The 15,910-nt window shown below is 68.9% G+C and carries 19 protein-coding genes; 10 read left to right on the top strand and 9 right to left on the bottom strand.

Annotated features, from left to right (window positions below; all coding sequences use genetic code 11):
- The 6 genes from cobA to IM632_RS05855 form a co-directional block, all read left to right on the top strand.
- The coding region (gene cobA, locus IM632_RS05880; RefSeq protein WP_296552110.1) for a uroporphyrinogen-III C-methyltransferase at window positions 1–728 on the top strand (728 nt) is incomplete at its 5' end.
- A complete protein-coding gene (locus tag IM632_RS05875; RefSeq protein WP_296498110.1) occupies window positions 725–1,084 on the top strand; it encodes a DUF2849 domain-containing protein in 360 nt (119 codons plus the stop codon). The genes cobA and IM632_RS05875, both read left to right, overlap by 4 nt.
- 8 nt (window positions 1,085–1,092) lie before the next feature.
- Window positions 1,093–2,745 carry a nitrite/sulfite reductase gene (locus IM632_RS05870; RefSeq protein WP_296498107.1) on the top strand — a complete coding sequence of 551 codons (1,653 nt, stop codon included), beginning with the start codon at window positions 1,093–1,095 and terminating at the stop codon, window positions 2,743–2,745.
- Entirely contained in the window at window positions 2,729–3,235 is a 507-nt protein-coding gene (locus tag IM632_RS05865) for a DUF934 domain-containing protein (RefSeq protein WP_293521649.1), read from the top strand. Before IM632_RS05870 ends, IM632_RS05865 begins: the two co-directional genes overlap by 17 nt.
- Window position 3,236: 1 nt before the next feature.
- Window positions 3,237–3,974, top strand: a complete 738-nt coding sequence (locus IM632_RS05860; protein WP_296498101.1) for a phosphoadenylyl-sulfate reductase — start codon at window positions 3,237–3,239, stop codon at window positions 3,972–3,974.
- A gap of 26 nt (window positions 3,975–4,000) precedes the next feature.
- A complete protein-coding gene (locus IM632_RS05855) occupies window positions 4,001–4,807 on the top strand; it encodes a ferredoxin--NADP reductase (protein ID WP_296547365.1) in 807 nt (268 codons plus the stop codon).
- On the opposite strand, the gene IM632_RS05850 is transcribed toward IM632_RS05855, so the two are convergent.
- Window positions 4,808–5,296, bottom strand: coding sequence for a 3D domain-containing protein (locus IM632_RS05850; protein WP_296552107.1), 489 nt, complete (start codon window positions 5,294–5,296; stop codon window positions 4,808–4,810).
- 91 nt (window positions 5,297–5,387) lie between these two features.
- On the opposite strand from IM632_RS05850, the gene IM632_RS05845 reads away from it, so the two are divergent.
- The 4 genes from IM632_RS05845 to folD are packed head-to-tail and all read left to right on the top strand — an operon-like array spanning window position 5,388 to window position 8,390.
- Entirely contained in the window at window positions 5,388–5,987 is a 600-nt protein-coding gene (locus IM632_RS05845) for a glutathione S-transferase family protein (RefSeq protein WP_296483881.1), read from the top strand.
- Entirely contained in the window at window positions 5,984–6,997 is a 1,014-nt protein-coding gene (locus IM632_RS05840) for a S1/P1 Nuclease (protein WP_296483884.1), read from the top strand. The genes IM632_RS05845 and IM632_RS05840 overlap by 4 nt, the downstream gene beginning before the upstream one ends.
- Window positions 6,997–7,500, top strand: a complete 504-nt coding sequence (locus tag IM632_RS05835) for an NUDIX domain-containing protein (protein WP_293513028.1) — start codon at window positions 6,997–6,999, stop codon at window positions 7,498–7,500. The genes IM632_RS05840 and IM632_RS05835 overlap by 1 nt, the downstream gene beginning before the upstream one ends.
- On the top strand, window positions 7,497–8,390 hold the full coding sequence (gene folD, locus IM632_RS05830) for a bifunctional methylenetetrahydrofolate dehydrogenase/methenyltetrahydrofolate cyclohydrolase FolD (protein WP_296483886.1): 894 nt from the start codon (window positions 7,497–7,499) through the stop codon (window positions 8,388–8,390). The genes IM632_RS05835 and folD overlap by 4 nt, the downstream gene beginning before the upstream one ends.
- Here the strand turns inward: folD and IM632_RS05825 are convergent.
- From IM632_RS05825 to IM632_RS05790, 8 genes are all read right to left on the bottom strand, one after another.
- Window positions 8,387–9,025: an ABC-type transport auxiliary lipoprotein family protein gene (locus tag IM632_RS05825; protein WP_296552105.1), complete on the bottom strand. Its 639-nt coding sequence runs from the start codon at window positions 9,023–9,025 to the stop codon at window positions 8,387–8,389. The two genes, folD and IM632_RS05825, sit on opposite strands and share 4 nt — an antisense overlap.
- Complete coding sequence (locus tag IM632_RS05820) at window positions 9,022–9,960, bottom strand: MlaD family protein (RefSeq protein WP_296483891.1); 939 nt, start codon at window positions 9,958–9,960, stop codon at window positions 9,022–9,024. Before IM632_RS05820 ends, IM632_RS05825 begins: the two co-directional genes overlap by 4 nt.
- Window positions 9,960–10,766 (bottom strand): ATP-binding cassette domain-containing protein, encoded by an 807-nt coding sequence (locus IM632_RS05815; RefSeq protein ID WP_296483894.1) that lies wholly within the window; start codon window positions 10,764–10,766, stop codon window positions 9,960–9,962. Before IM632_RS05815 ends, IM632_RS05820 begins: the two co-directional genes overlap by 1 nt.
- Window positions 10,763–11,878, bottom strand: coding sequence for an ABC transporter permease (locus tag IM632_RS05810; protein ID WP_296552103.1), 1,116 nt, complete (start codon window positions 11,876–11,878; stop codon window positions 10,763–10,765). Before IM632_RS05810 ends, IM632_RS05815 begins: the two co-directional genes overlap by 4 nt.
- A 104-nt stretch (window positions 11,879–11,982) precedes the next feature.
- Entirely contained in the window at window positions 11,983–12,909 is a 927-nt protein-coding gene (locus tag IM632_RS05805; RefSeq protein WP_296483899.1) for a 2-oxoglutarate and iron-dependent oxygenase domain-containing protein, read from the bottom strand.
- Window positions 12,906–13,769 (bottom strand): ribokinase, encoded by an 864-nt coding sequence (locus tag IM632_RS05800; RefSeq protein ID WP_296483902.1) that lies wholly within the window; start codon window positions 13,767–13,769, stop codon window positions 12,906–12,908. The genes IM632_RS05805 and IM632_RS05800 overlap by 4 nt, the downstream gene beginning before the upstream one ends.
- Window positions 13,766–14,710, bottom strand: a complete 945-nt coding sequence (locus IM632_RS05795) for a nucleoside hydrolase (RefSeq protein ID WP_296483904.1) — start codon at window positions 14,708–14,710, stop codon at window positions 13,766–13,768. The genes IM632_RS05800 and IM632_RS05795 overlap by 4 nt, the downstream gene beginning before the upstream one ends.
- A gap of 60 nt (window positions 14,711–14,770) precedes the next feature.
- Window positions 14,771–15,910 (bottom strand): sulfatase-like hydrolase/transferase (locus IM632_RS05790; RefSeq protein ID WP_296552101.1); only part of this gene is annotated, 1,140 nt, incomplete at its 5' end.

The raw sequence follows: 15,910 nt of genomic DNA, 5'->3' as shown, positions 1-15,910 counted from the left end.
GTCCCGGTGATCCCGACCTGATGACGATCCGCGCGGTCCGCGTGCTGGGGGAGGCGGACGTGGTCATCCACGACGGTCTCGTGCCGGCGCCCATTCTCGACCTCGCGCCCGCCGCCGCCCGCCGGATCTCCGTGGCCAAGCGCAAGTCGCGCCACACCTACGCCCAGGATGAGATCAACCGGCTTCTCGTCGGTCTCGCCTCGGAGGGCCTGAACGTGGTCCGCCTCAAGAGCGGCGATCCCTTCATCTTCGGTCGGGGCGGTGAGGAGCTTGAGGCCTGCCGGGCGGCCGGTATCGACTGCGAGGTCGTGCCCGGGGTCACTGCGGCCCTGGCCGCCTCGGCCAGCGCCGGGGCGCCCCTGACCCACCGGCGGTCCGCCCAGGCGGTCACCTTCGTCACCGGCCATGCAGCGGGGGAGGGCGAACCCGACCTCGACTGGCCGGCGTTGGCCCGGGCCAACCACACGGTCGTGATCTACATGGGCGCCAGCACCGCGGGACGCATCGCCGCCCGGCTGATCGCCGCTGGCCGCGCTCCCTCGACCCCGGCCCTGGTGGTCTTCCGGGCAAGCCGCCCCGACGAGCGGCGCATCCCCACCCGGCTGGACGGACTCGCCGAGGCGGCGGCGGCCGACTCCGGTCCCGCCCTCCTGGTCGTCGGGGAGGCCATGTCCTCGGCCCTGGCCAGCCTGGCGCCCGACTGCGAGCGGCGGGAGGAGCGGGCATGAAGGCGCTCACCGCAAACCGGCTCAGCGACGGAGAAGTCGTGTTCTGGAAGAACGGCGTCTGGGTCGAGCGCCTCACGGACGCTGAGATCTTCGCAGAGGATGCGGGGGCGGGAGAGGCCGAGGTCGCCGCCCGCGCCCAGCCCACCGTGGTCATTGATCCCTACCTGATCGACCTGGTCGACAGCGCCGGCTTCTGGGCGCCGGTCAGCTACCGGGAACGCATCCGGGCCCTGGGCCCCACCAATCACGAATTGCATGGCAAGCAGGCCGAGGGGGGCGGCGCCGTCGAGGCCCTGCGGCAGGCGCACGGGGCCGCCCGGTCTTCCGGCCGCGTCAACCTGATCCGGCGCAAGTAGGAGGGCGAATGTATCGCTACGACGCCATCGACCGCGCGGTTCTGGCCGACCGCACAGCAGAGTTCCGGGACCAGGTGCGCCGACGCCTCGCCGGCGAGCTCACCGAGGACCAGTTCAAGCCCCTGCGGTTGATGAATGGCCTCTACCTGCAGTTGCACGCCTACATGCTCCGGGTGGCGGTCCCTTACGGCTCGCTCAGCCCCGTCCAGATGCGGGCGCTCGCCGACATCGCCCGCCGGTTCGACCGGGGCTACGGGCACTTCACAACCCGCACCAATATCCAGTTCAACTGGGTGAAGCTGGCCGATGCGCCCGACATTCTGGACGCCCTGGCCGCAGTGGATCTCCACGCCATCCAGACCAGCGGCAACTGCATCCGCAACGTCACCGCCGACCCCTACGCCGGGGCGGCGGCCGACGAGCTGGAGGACCCCCGGGTCTGGTGCGAGGCGATCCGGCAATGGTCCAGCCTGCATCCGGAATTCTCCTTCCTGCCCCGCAAGTTCAAGATTGCGGTCACCGCCTCGCCCCATGACCGCACGGCGGCGAAGGTCCATGACATCGGCCTCCTGCTGCGGCGGGGGCGCGACGGAGAGACAGGGTTCGAGGTGATCGTCGGCGGCGGCATGGGCCGGACGCCCTACGTGGGTCCCACCATCCGGGCCTACCTGCCCTCGAACCGGCTGTTTTCCTACCTGGAGGCCATTCTCCGCGTCTACAACCGCCACGGGCGGCGGGACAACATCTACAAGGCGCGGATCAAGATTCTCGTGGCGGCCCTGGGCGCCGAGGCCTTCGCCCGCGAGGTCGAGGCCGAATGGGAGAAGATCGGGCCGGAGGGCGACGTGCCCGCCGCCGAGATCGAGCGAATCCGCGACGCCTTCACGACCCCCGACTTTTCCACTGATCCTTCCACGGGTGACTTCGAGGCCCGGCGCGCCGCCGAGCCGGCCTTCGCCCGCTTCGTGCGCAACAACGTCAAGGCCCACATCCGGCCCGGCTACGGCATCGTCGACATCTCCCTGAAGGGGATCGGCGGGACGCCCGGCGATATCTCCGCCGACCAGATGGACCTGGTCGCTGACCTGGCGGAACGGTTCGGTCAGGGAGATATCCGCTCCACCCACGAGCAGAACCTCGTCCTGCCCCATGTCCGGCTCGAGCATGTCTACGACGTCTGGAGGGGCCTTGATGCGGCGGGCCTTGCGACCCCCAACATCAACCTGATCAGCGACATCATCGCCTGCCCGGGCCTCGACTACTGCGCCCTCGCCAACGCGCGCGCCATCTGCGTGGCTCAGGACATCGCCCGGCGGTTCGAGGCGCCGGATCGGGCCGAGGCCATCGGCGAGTTCAAGATCAAGATTTCAGGCTGCATCAACGCCTGCGGTCACCACCATGTGGGCCATATCGGCATCCTCGGCGTCGACAAGAAGGGTGAGGAGTTCTACCAGCTTACCCTCGGCGGCTCCGGGGCGGAAGACGCCGCCGTCGGCAAGATGCTGGGGCCGGCCTTGCCCATCGACCGGGTGACCGACGCCGTCGAGGCGATCGTGGACGCTTACCTGCGCGAACGCAGGGAGGGCGAACGCTTCCTGGACACCCTGCGCCGGACCGGCGACGCCCCCTTCAAGGAGGCCGTCTATGCCGAAGCTCATTAGGGCGTCGGGCGCCGCCTTCCGGGACGTGGAGGACGCCTTTGTGACGATCGAAGACGACGCGCCGGACCCGGGCGGCGACATCATCGTCAGCCTCGCCCGCTACCTCGCCGGGGGCGAGTCCCTGGTGGCGCGGCCCTCCGGTCGCCTCGGGGTGCGTCTGGAGCCCGAGGACGAGGTCGAGACCCTCGAGGGGCGGCTGTCCGGCGTCGACCTCGTGGCCCTCGCCTTTCCCAAGTTCCGGGATGGCCGCCCCTTCACCGCAGCGCGACTCCTGCGAACTCGCCTGGGGTTCAGCGGCGAGATCCGGGCGGTCGGCGATGTCCTCCGGGACCAGGCGGGCTTCATGGTCCGCTGCGGTTTCGACGCCTTTGTGCCCGCGGATGGCTCCACCGCGGCGATCTGGGCGGAGGCTGCCGGTCGGCACAGCCATGTCTACCAGAGGGCCGCCGACGCCCGGGCGCCGGCCTTCGTCGAACGTCAGGGAGAGTAAAATGGCCTACGATCCCGCAGAACTTCCGGATCTGGAGAGCCGGCTCAATGCTGAGCTGAGGCGCGCCGAACCCGAAGCCGTCCTGGCCCGGGCGATCGAATTATTCCCGCAGACCCTCGCCCTGGTCTCGTCCTTCGGCGCCGAGTCCGCCGTGCTCCTCCACATGACGGCGCAGGTTCGCCCGGACCTGCCGGTCCTCTTCCTGGACACGGGCATGCTCTTCGCCCAGACCCTCGACTACCGACGCAACCTGGCGGCGCGGCTCAGCCTGACCGGCGTACGGGACCTCAGGCCCGCCTTCGCCGATCTGGCGACAGCCGATCCCAAGGGGGACCTCTGGCGCACGAGCACCGACGGCTGCTGCGAGGTCCGCAAGGTCCTGCCCCTGGACCGGGGTCTTGAGGGCTTCGAGGCCTGGATCACCGGCCGCAAGCGCTTCCATGGCGGCGACCGGCTGGCCCTGCCGGTGGTGGAGCGCGCCGACGGGCGCATCAAGTTCAACCCCCTGGCCAACTGGGACAAGACGGCCCTGGACGCCTACATGGACCGTCATGACCTGCCGCCCCATCCCCTTGTCGAGCACGGCTACCCCTCTGTCGGATGCTGGCCGTGCACCCAGCCAGTGGAGGCGGGCCAGGACGTCCGCGCCGGTCGCTGGGCGGGTTCCGAGAAGACCGAGTGCGGGATACACGTCGCGCGCACGCCGGGGGCGGTGAACGACCTCGGCGGCGATATCTGACCTCCCTTCCAGTCCGGATTGTGCACGTGACCGAGACCGCCGCCGCGCCCGCCAAGAAGTCTGGCGCCTTCGCCGAAGAGACCGTGACCTTGGTCCAGCACTGGACCGACAGGCTCTTCTCCTTCCGGACCACCCGGGACCCGTCCTTCCGCTTCCAGAGCGGACAGTTCGTCATGGTCGGCCTGATGGTTGAGGGAAAGCCGCTGGTGCGGGCCTATTCCATCGCCAGTCCCTCCTGGCATGAGGAGCTGGAGTTCTACTCGATCAAGGCGCCGAACGGCCCGCTCACCTCCCGGCTCTGCAACATCGAGGTCGGACAGACCGTGTTGGTCGGGCGCAAGCCGACGGGCACCCTGGTGGTCGACGGCCTCAAGCCTGGCCGGCGCCTCTACATGTTGGGGACGGGCACCGGCCTCGCCCCCTGGCTCTCCCTGGCCCGCGACCCGGACGTCTACGACCACTTCGAGACCGTGGTGGTGACGCACACGGTGCGGCAGGTGGCCGACCTCAACTACCGGGAGTTGTTCGAAAGCGAACTTCCGAATGACGAGATCCTGGGGGAGATCGTCGCGCCCAAGCTGAAGTACTACCCCACGGTGACCCGGGAGCCCTTCCCCACCCAGGGACGGATCACCGACCTCATCGCGTCCGGACAAATGTGTCGCGACCTGGGACTTCCCGATCTCGACCCGGCGGTCGACAGGCTGATGCTCTGCGGGGGCCCCTCGGTCCTCGCCGACCTGAAGCCGCTTCTTGAGGCGCGCGGCTTCGAAGAGGGATCCCTGTCGCAGCCCGGCCACTACGTGCTGGAGCGCGCCTTCGTCGAGAGCTGATCAGGCTGGCGGGCAGCCCTGGAACTGCCCCACCTTGCTGACGGTCAGGTGGGACATGTTCAGCCCCATGATCGGCTTCATGGAGGCCGAACCTGATCCGGTGAACAGATCGATCCGGTTACCCTTGATCGCGCCGCCGGTATCCGAGGCGTACCAGAATCCGTCATGGACACGCCCATCCGGCATCTTCAGGCCCACCGTCTCCTGGATGAACAGGACTGTGCGGCGAGGAATGACCTTCGTGTCGATGGCCGCCGTACGCATGGCCACCACGCGGCAGCCGAGCGAGTCCAGCACGCCGACGCCGCGGGCGCCGACATGATAGAGCGAGGCCTTGAGCCGGAACTGGGGCGAACCGGGGACGGCGCCGGTCAGTGCGCCCAGAAGAAGATCGCCAATCGGATCGGAAGACGCCTGAGGGCTCGCAGAAGCGGGAGCGGCGATAAGGCAGGCGGTGATGGCGGCCAGGGCGGCGAGGCGGCGTCCCATGACGTCTCCTCCTTCGTCGTTGATCTGTCGTCGGCGGCCTTTTAACGATTGGCGCGCGCCGGGGCAACCGGCGGTGGCCAGGAGTCCAGGCATGAAGATCTTCGGCGACTCAATTTCAGGCAACTGCCTGAAGGTGAAATGGACGGCCGACCACCTGGGCCTTGCTTATGACTGGGTCGAGACCGGGGTGCTGAAGGGAGAGACCCGCACCCCCGGCTTCCTGGCGTTGAATCCCGCGGGGCAGGTCCCTCTGGTGATCCTTGACGACGGGCGGCCTCTCGCCCAGTCCAACGCCATCATCCTCCACCTTGCGCGCGGGTCCGACCTGATCCCCCGGGACCCCTATCTCGAGGCCCGAATGCTCGAGTGGATGTTCTGGGAGCAGTACAGCCATGAGCCCTATGTGGCGGTGGCGCGCTTCCGCATCCGATATCTCGGCCGGGACAGGGCCGACCTGGATCCGGACCTGTTGCGACGGGCGGAAGGGGCCCTCGATCACCTGGAGGGGGCGCTGACGGCTCAGGACTGGCTGGTCGGGTCCACCTTCAGCCTCGCCGACATGGCCCTCTTCCCCTACACCCGCTTCGCCCCGGAGGCGGCTTTCGTCCTCGACAAGTGGCCTGCGGTGGCCGCCTGGGTCACCCGATGCGAGACCGCTCTGGGCCTGCCGGCCCTTGGAGCTCCTTCATGACCCGTCGCCTCGCCGCCGTCGCCGCCCTTCTGGCGATCACCCTCGCAAGCCCGCAGCCGGCCGGGGCCTGGGGCGCCTCCGGGCACCGGATGGTGGGGATCGCCGCCATGGAGGCCCTGCCTCCGGACCTCCCCGCCTTCCTGCGCAGTCCCTCGGGAATTGCGGACGTGGGAGAACTGTCCCGGGAGCCCGACAGGTCGAAGGGATCCGGCAGGGCGCACACGGTCTCGCTCGACGCTGGGCACTTCCTTGACGTCCTTGACGACGGAACCGTGATGGGCGGTCCGCGCCTCGACGCCATGCCCCCTGACCGAGAGGCCTACGAGACGGCTCTTCGCGCTGCGGGGACCAACGCCTGGAAGGCGGGATGGCTCTACTACGCGATCCTGGAGACCCAGCAGCAACTCACCAAGGACCTCGCCATGTGGCGGGTCCTCGACCATGCCGTGAGAACCGAGCGCAAACCCGATCGCAAGGCCTGGTTCCGGGCTGACCTTCGGCGGCGGGAAGCCCTTGTCCTCCAGACCATCGGCCGGCTCTCGCACTATGTCGCCGATGGCTCCCAACCCCTGCATGTGACCCACCATTACAATGGCTGGGCGGAGGGTCCCAACCCGGAGGGGTTCACCCGTGAACGGATCCATTCCCGGTTCGAGGGCGAACTGGTCGCGGCGGGCGTGCGGCTGACCGACGTGCGAAGCGCCATGCCGCCCCCCGGGACGGATGGGGGCGGGCTGGAGGCTCATATTGCGGCCTACCTGGGCGTGGCCTGGAAGGAAGTCCCCGGTCTCTATCGCCTGGAACAGGCCGGCGGCCTTGCACCCGGCGATCCGCGGGGCGCCGCCTTCGCCAGCGCGCGGCTGGGCGCTGGAGCTGGCGCCCTCAGGGACTTCGTCGCCCTGGCTTGGAAGGCCTCTCTCGGTTCAAGGGTGGGCTGGCCAGAGATGACCGTCGAGGACGCGTTGGCGGGGAGGGCGGACATTTGGACATCGTTCTACGGTAAGGACTGATGGGGGATCCTCAGTTCGGACTGCCCGAGGCGGGTGTCGGCTGGCCTGATCGGCCCTCTGTCTTCGGGATCGCGCGCCGCGGCCGGCGGATCGCACTCGTCGAAATCGGAGATCCCGCTGAGAGACTCTGGCTCGCCTTGCCGGGAGGGGGAATCGAAACGGATGAGGCGCCTGAGGCCGCCCTCGTGCGCGAATTCGAGGAAGAGACCGGGCTGCTGGTCCGGCCTTGTCGCCGGATTGGCGTCTCCTCGGACCGGGTGGTGATCAACGACGGGCGAGCCTTCAATGTCCGCGGGGTCTTCCACGAGGTGCGAATCCTGGCTGAGGCGCCGGAACGTCTGACCGAGCCGGATCACCGGCTTGTCTGGCGCACGCCCCTTGAAGCGATCCGGACCCTCCACCGGGAGTCGCACGCCTGGGCTGTCGCGGAGTGGCTACGGGGTTTGCGCGGCGGCGCAGCGCATAGTAGGCGAGCGGTCCTGGGCTCACGGAGGGATGAATGAGCGAGGCGAGGCTGATCGATGGACGCGCCGAAGCCGACAACCTCCGGGCCCGCGTGGCGGCGGAGGTGGCGGACCTGAAGGCGAGGCATGGCCTCACGCCCGGCCTGGCCGTGGTGCTCGTCGGCGAGGATCCGGCCTCACAGGTCTATGTCCGTTCCAAGGGCGAACAGTCCCAGGCCGCCGGCATGCATTCGGTCACGCACAAGTTGCCGGCCGGGACCACCCAGGACGCCCTGATCGATCTCGTGCGCCAGCTGAACGCGGATCCCGCCATCCATGGAATCCTTGTCCAGATGCCTCTGCCCCCTGGGCTGGATGAAAAGTCGGTGATCGAGGCCATCGATCCGGACAAGGATGTCGACGGCCTGCACGTCATCAACGCCGGTCGTCTTTCGCAGGGCCTGCCAGCCCTCGCCCCGTGCACGCCTGTGGGCTGCATGATCCTGCTCCGCCAGACCCTGGGCGAGGACCTTTCGGGACTGAGAGCTGTCGTCGTGGGGCGCTCCATCCTGGTCGGTCGGCCCGTGGCACAGCTGCTCCTGCAAGCGGACTGCACCGTCACCATCGCCCACTCCCGGACCCGAGACCTGGCCTCTGTCTGCCGTGAGGCCGACATCCTGGTGGCGGCGGTGGGACGCCCGCGGATGATCCCGGGGGATTGGATCCGGCCTGGCGCCACCGTGATCGACGTCGGAATCAACCGGGTGCCCTTCGATGATCCGGCCAAGGCGGCGGAGGGCAGGACCAAGCTGGTCGGGGACGTCGACTTCCGCTCCGCCCGGAAGGTCGCCGGGGCGATCACGCCCGTCCCCAACGGAGTCGGGCCCATGACGGTGGCCTGCCTCCTCGCCAACACCGTGACGGCGGCGAGGCGGATCCGGGGAATCTAGCCTTCAGCGGCTGCGGACACCCCGGCGTCGGTGGTCTTCACGATGGTGACGATGGCCTCGGCGACCGCGGCCTGGAAGGCGCTGGCGATCGCGGCGCCCCGGTTCTCGGCCGCCCTCTGGCGGATGGAGAACGATTGCTCCTGCATCACCTTCTGGTCCTTCAGGCGTGTGACCACGACATGGACGTCGACATGGATTTCCGGCGCGGCGCGCGGACCGCTGTCGTAGTTCGCTTCGAAGCGGGACACGTCCACCCGCAGGCCGAAGACGGGTCGTCCGGGTTCCCCGGCGATCACCAGGCGGGCCGGCCCGCGGCTCGCGGCGAAGGCGCCAATGAGGGCCTGGTCGAAGAGGACCGAGGCGGCCTGGGTCCATCGGGCATTCGCCAGATAGGCCGCCTCGGCGCCCTGGGTGGTGAGAATCCGGTCGCCGGCTGCGGCGGGATGAAAGCCGCCGCCGGCCCGGATCACCACGGCGCGGACCCCGCTCGGCGTTACCTTGACGGTCTCCGATACGGGGATCGCGAACCGGTAGAGCTGGGTCGGCTTGGTCTCCGGCAGGAGGGTGATGCAGCCTGCGAGGGCGAGAGCCGCCAAGCCGGCGGCGAGTCGCAAGAGGTTCCGGGTCAGGGTCACGGGCGGACCTCCTTTTCCTTGCCGGGACTCTTGGTCAGGAGCCCCCGGGGGTTGGATTCCAGTTCTCGGGAGAGGCGGGTGAGGGAATCGGCCGCACCCTGCAGGGCGCCGATGGCCGCCGTGAACTGAGCCAGGCCATTTGTCGTATACTCGCCATCCGGGCCATCGACCCGGGCAATGAGGGCGCGCACATCCTTGACGGCGGCCTGGGTCTCAGTGGCGGCCTCGCCGAGGCTTTTCAGGGTCTGGGCGCCATCGCCCTCCAAAACAACCTTGCTGGAGGCGGAAAGGGCGGCGATCTCCTGGGCGGCCTTGTCCAGGCTCTGGAGGGCGGCCTGGGTGTCGGCGATGACCTCCTTGCGGCGGGCGAGCTCGGCAGAGAAGGCCTCGGTGTTCCGCAGCGTACCCTCGATCGACGCAATGTTGTTTGGCGTGAGGATGGCGTTGATCCCCTGCAGCGCCTTCACGGTCTCGGTCAGGACGGACTCGCCGCCCGAGAGAATGCCGTCCAGGGCGGAGGGACGGGACGCGATGACCGGCGTCCTTCCAAACGCGGTCTGCTCACGAATGAGGGGATTGCCCCGTGTCCCGGCGCTGACCTGGATGAAGTTGACCCCCGTGATCCCGAGGGGCTCGATGGAGGCGACGGAGTCGGCTCGGACGGGAACATCGGCGCTCATCCGGACGTGGGCGACCACCTTTTCCGTATTCTGGGGATAGAGCTCGATCTGCGTGATCTCGCCCACCTTGATCCCGTTGAACCGGACCTCGCCGCCCTTGCTGAGGCCGTTCACCGGTCCCTGAAAGACGATGTCATAATTCTGGAAGTCCCGGTTCAGGTTGAGCTGGGAGAGCCAGATGCCGAAGGTCATCAGTCCGACCAGGAGCAGCAGCGAGATCAGGCCCACAAGGGCGTAGTTGGCGTCTTTTTCCATCAGGCCGGGTTCCGGGATTTCTGGGCGGCGGCGCGTCCCCGGGGGCCGAGGAAGTACTCCCGGATCCAGGGGTGTGTTGACGACTCAAGGTCCCTGACCGGCGCGGCGGCGACGACATGCTTGTCCGCAAGGACGGCCACGCGTGTCGTGATGGCGTACAGGGTGTCGAGGTCGTGGGTGATCATGAAGACCGTCAGTCCAAGGCTCTTGGACAGCTCCAGGATCAGGTCATCGAAGGCCGCCGCCCCGATGGGGTCAAGGCCGGCGGTCGGCTCGTCCAGGAAGAGCAGCTCGGGGTCGAGGGCCAGGGCCCGGGCGAGGCCCGCCCGCTTGCGCATGCCGCCGGACAGCTCGGAGGGCTTCAGGTCGCAGGCCTCCGGCGGCAGGCCGACCAGGGCGATGCGGATCTCGGCCAGCTCGCGGATGGTGCTGCGCGAGAGGCGGGTGTGCTCCAGGAGCGGCGCCTCGACATTTTCCGCGACCGTCAGGTTCGAGAAGAGGGCGCCTTGCTGGAAGAGGACCCCCCAGTGACGCTCGATGGCGCCCCACTGACGGTTCGGGTCGGCGTGAATGTCGTAACCGAAGACCCGGACGGATCCGCCGTCGGGTCGCTTCAGGCCGATGATCGAGTTCAGCATGACCGACTTTCCGGACCCGGAGCCGCCGACCACGCCCAGGATCTCGCCCCTCTGGACCGTCAGGTCGAGGTTCTCATGGATCACCCGGGATCCGAACTGGGACTTCAGCCCCCGGATCTCTATCGCCGGGGCCTCGGAATTCGCCTCCGTGTCGTCCGGGGCGGTCACAGGTCCAATTCCATGTAGATCAGGGCGAAGATGGCGTCGATGAGGATGATGGCGAAGATCGCCTGGACAACTGCGGCGGTCACCCTCTTTCCAAGCGACAGCACGTCGCCCTTGACCAGCATGCCCTGCCGGCAGCCGATGCCGGCGATGGCGATGGCCATGACCGGCGCCTTGGACAGGGCGATCCAGAAGTGATTGTCGCCGACGCTCTCGACCAGCCGGGTCATGAAGAAGGTGGGTCCCAGGCCCAGCATGGACCAGGTGACGAGGGCCCCGCCCATCAGCCCGGCCACGGTCGCGGCGAAGGTCAGGAGCGGGATGGTCAAGAGGAGGGCGGCCACGCGGGGAAAGACCAGCGCTTCGAATGGATCGACCCCCAGGACACGCATGGCGTCCACCTCCTGGGTCATCTTCATGGAGCCGATCTCGGCGGCGAAGGCCGAGGCGGATCGGCCGGCGAGGAGGACCGCCGTGATGACGATGCCGAACTCCCGGGTGACCGCGATGCCGATCAATTCGACGGCGAAGACTTCGGCGCCGAACTGCCTCAGCGTGTTGACGCCCAGGAGGCCTACCACGGCGCCGATGAAGAAGGTGGTGACGACCACGATCGGCAGGGCGTCCAGGCCGGCGCGTTCGGCCATCGACACGCAGGACGCCCAGCGGATACGCCTCGGGTCCATCAGGGTCCTGCCGGTGACGACCATGAGCTGTCCGGCGAAGGCGAGGGTTCCGTAGGTCTCGTCGGCGACGCTGATCACGCCCCTGCCCACCCGTTCCAGGAAGGCGCGGATGGGACCGGGCCCTGTCCGCCGCTTGGGCCGGGAGGCGTCCGCCCGGGCGACCATTTCGAGCAGGCGCAGGTGTTCAGGGCGCGCTCTGATCCGCTGAAGTTCAGGCTCAGCGCCGAGGGCGCGCAGGACAGCCCAGGCCCCGGCGATGTCCATGCGCCGGACCTCGGTGAGATCGAGGGTGGAGGCAGGATCGCCCCGTACGGTGTGGATCAGAGAATCCCCGATCTCCTGAACCGGCGCGCCGCACCAATCCCCGGCGAGATGGTACTCTCTGCCCTGCGCGGCGTCAGGCGCACTGAAGACGGGGGTCAGGCTCATGAACTCATCCTGCCGCGGGGCCCCGGGGAGGGCCGCGCCGCGTACGCAGACACACTAGTCCAGGCGGACATCGCCGCGCAAAGCTCTTGTTCGTCCGTATGGCTTCACGCCAGCCCGATCTCACGCAATCGCTGGGCGAGGAAGGCTCCGGCGGTGATTTCCGGCGCCGGCGTACGGGCCTGCCGGCACGAGGGCAGGGCGGCCAGGGACAGGTCCGAGTGCGGGTGAAGGAAGAAGGGCATGGAGTAGCGGCTGACGTTCGGACCGTCGGGGTTCACCACTCGGTGGGTGGTGGCCGGGATCACGCCGTTGGTCAGGCGCGCAAGCATGTCGCCCGAGTCGACGATCAGTTTGCCGGGCTCGGTCTCGACAGCGATCCAGCTTCCGTCACGGTCCAGGAGTTGCAGACCCGCGCCCCGGGCGGCGACCAGGATGGTGAGAAGGTTGATATCCTCGTGCGCCGCCGAACGCTCGGCGCCCGCGGGGGCGTCCGCCGGTACGGGGGGGTAGTGCAGGAGACGCAGGAGAGAAGGACCGAACCGGACCCGGGACTCAAACCAGTCGCTGGCGAGCTTCAGAGAGGGCGCCAGGGCCGAGAGCAGTAGTCGCCCGGCCTCGTCGAGGCCGGTGTAGAGGGCCGTGAAGGTCTCGCGGAAGCCGGGCAGCCCCTGTGGCCAGACATTGTCGGGAAGGGGCTCGACCCGGAGGGCCTCCGGCGTCGGCTCCCGGCCGATCTGCCAGAACTCCTTGAGATCCGGGGTCCGGCTGTCGCGGGCGTGTTCCTTCCCGAACGGTGCGTAGCCCCTGAGGTTCCCGGCGCCGCGGAGCTTCACCGCCTCCGGCTGTTGGAAGAGGTCTGCGCTGAGCTGGTAGGCCCTGTCGAGCAGGTCGGTCGGGACATTGTGGTCCGTGAGGATGACGAAGCCCCAGCGGCGGAGGCTGGCGAACAGGTCGTCCTGGAACCGCGCCCTGGCCGCCGGGTCTGACCCCGTGAAGTCGGAGAGCCTGAGCTCAGGGACGATCCCGGTCATGTCGCATCTCCGGACAAGAGGGCCTCGACCTCCCGGCGGGTCGGGCATGCAGGCTGGGCGCCGGGCCGGGTCGCTGAGAGGGCCGCCGCCGCGCAGGCGAAGCGGAGGGCGCCCGGATCGTCCAACCCCTCCTGCAGGGACACCAGCAGGGCGGCTGTGAAGACGTCCCCGGCCCCCGTCGTGTCCACCACGCGGACGGCGGGGGGACGCACGCGGGCCGTCTGTCGGCCTCCGCGAAGCATGCACGCGCCCTCTGCGCCGAGGGTGATCGCGACCGCGCCGCCCGCCTGTGCCACCTGGTCGCCGAGGGCCTCAGCCTCGATTTCGTTGAGGACCAGGAGGTCGGCGCGTTGCAGGCATTCGGCAGGCAGCAAGGCGAAGGGGGCGAGGTTCAGGGCGACAAATCCCCGGGCGCGCCGGACCGCCTCGGCCACGACCTCCAACGGGCATTCCAGCTGGCAGAGAAGAGCCTCGGGGATCTCCTTGGGGAGGTCTTCGGGACGCATCCGCGCGTTCGCGCCCGAGGCGACGAGGATCTGGTTCTCCCCGGCCGGATCGACGCCGATCAGGGCGACGCCGGTGTGAGTGTCCGCAAGCCGGACCACCTCGGAGAGGTCAACGCCCTCTGCCTTCAGGAGCGCCAGGGCCTCGTCGGCGAAGGCGTCGTCCCCGGTCCGGGCCCAGAGCCGGACCTCGGCGCCGAGGCGGGCGAGGGCCAGGGCCTGGTTGGCGCCCTTGCCGCCGGGATGGCGTTCAAGGCTCGCGCCGATGACCGTTTCGCCCGGACGGGGAAGGGCGGGCGCCCGGGCCACGATGTCGAGGTTCACCGAGCCGACGACCCTGACGACGGGGCGGGTCATGGGTATCGCTCCAGCAGGTCGCAGATCAGGTCGAAGGCGCCGTCGGCGTCCGCCTCGATCCCCCAGAGGGCGTTCTGTGGATGCCGGTCGCTGGTCCTGAACTCCACCGCGGTGTGGCCCAGGGTCAGAGGGGAGCGGGTCTCGATGGCCAGGTGGCAGGCCCGCAGCCGGAAGAGGCCCGGCGCCAGCAGCCAGAGGATGACGCAGGGATCATGCATGGGGGGCGGGCCGCCGATCCCGATCTCCGCCTCGGTGCGGGCGCTGAAATCCAGCAGTTGGCGGACCGCCACCGCCTGCGGGCCGCCCAGCGCCGCCAGCCTCGCCCGGCGGGCTGGCGTCGCCGTGACCTGGTGGGTCACGTCGAGCCCCAGGAGAACAAGCTCGACGCCCGACCGGGCCACGATGTCCGCCGCATCCGGGTCGGCGTGAATGTTGAACTCGGCGGAGGCGGTGATGTTGCCCCCTTCGCGGCGGGCGCCACCCATGGCGACCACCTGGCGGATCCGCGGCGCGATGTCCGGCGCCCTTCGGAGCGCCTCGGCGAGATTGGTCATGGGCCCCGTCACCGCCAGGGTGATCTCCCCGGCGGGTCGCGCCCGCAGGACGCGCACGAGATGGTCCACCGCCGGCTCCGGCTCTGGTCCGCGGGCAGGGGGTTGGACCGGCAGGTCCCCGAGCCCGGTCACGCCGTGGAAATGGTCCGCAACGACGGGGTCCCGAACGAGGGGCCGGTCCTGCCCGGCGAAGACCGGTATGCCGGCGCGTCCGGCCATCTCCCGGAGGAGGCAGGCGTTGCGCGCAGTCAGGTCGCCCCCGACGTTTCCGGCCACCGTGGTGATGGCGAGGACGTCCAGCCGCTCTGGGACCGCAAGGGCGAGCAGGAGGGCCACGGCGTCATCCACGCCGGGGTCGCAGTCGATGATCAGGGGGAGGCCGGGCATGGCGCAGCTTCCCCCGCTTCGCCCGTCAACCGCAAGCGGCGCGACCGACCCCCCGGGTGATCAGTTGTCCCAGAGGATGTACTCCTCCCCGGCCTTCTGCTGTCGACCCGAGGGATGGTCGATGAAGACCGGGCCCTGCAGGAGGGAGGGCCAGAGCGGCTTGACGCTGCGGGCGTCCTGCTCGGCCAGCAGGGCCAGCATGGCCTTCACCCGCGCGGGCTCCTTCGCCGCGAGATCTGTCTTTTCAGTCGGGTCGACGGCCAGGTTGTGGAGCCAGACCTTGGACCGGGCCTCGTTGCTCTGCAGCTTCCAGTCGCCGTCCCGGACCGCCTTGTACTGCCCTGAGCGCCAGAACAGGACCTGGTGCGGGCGCTCCGTCCTTTCGCCCTTCACGTAGGGCAGAAGGTTCACGCCGTCGATCTCACGGTCGGCGGGAAGGGGCGCCCCGGCCGCCCCGGCGATGGTGGAGAAGATGTCGATGTGCCCGACAGGGTGGGGATAGCGCTGGCCCGAGGGCATGCCCTTCGGCCATTTCATCAGGAAGGGTGTTTGGATCCCGCCCTCGAAGAAGGTCGACTTCCAGCCCCGGTAGGGCTTGTTGATGTCGTCCAGCCCAATGTAGCCGGCGCCGCCGTTGTCGCTGGTGAAGATGATGAGGGTGTCCTGCTCCAGGCCCTCGTCACGCAGAGTCTGCAGGATCTTGCCGACGTTTCTGTCCAGGTTTCGGACCATGGCCGCGTAGACCCTCATGCGGTGGTCCCCGATCTGCGGCAGGGCGTCATAGTCCTCCCGTGTGGCCTGCAGGGGCGTGTGGATCGCGTTCGGCGCAAAGTACATGAAGAAGGGCCGGTTCCGGTTAGCCTTGATGGACCGGATCGCCTCATCGGTGAGGTAGTCGGTCATGTAGCCCCTGGGGGCGAACATCTCGGAGCCGTTGTACTGCACCATGTAGGGCAGGTTCGGCCACAGGAAGCGGTCGATCGGGTCCCAGGGCTGTTTGGCGTTGACGACGCTCTTGTCCTTGATCGGTAGAAACAACGAGGCGCCCGCCATGAAGCCGAGGCTTTCGTCGAAGCCCCGGTCCTCGGGCCGGGCGCCTGATTTAGCGCCCAGGTGCCATTTGCCGAAGTGAAGCGTGTGGTAGCCCTGCTGCTTCAGCAACTGGGCGATGGTGATCTCGCTGGCGGGCACCGCCATCTC

The organism is Phenylobacterium sp. (assembly GCF_020402505.1).
Classification (GTDB): Bacteria; Pseudomonadota; Alphaproteobacteria; order Caulobacterales; family Caulobacteraceae; genus Phenylobacterium.
This window is presented reverse-complemented; position numbering and strand designations above follow the sequence as displayed.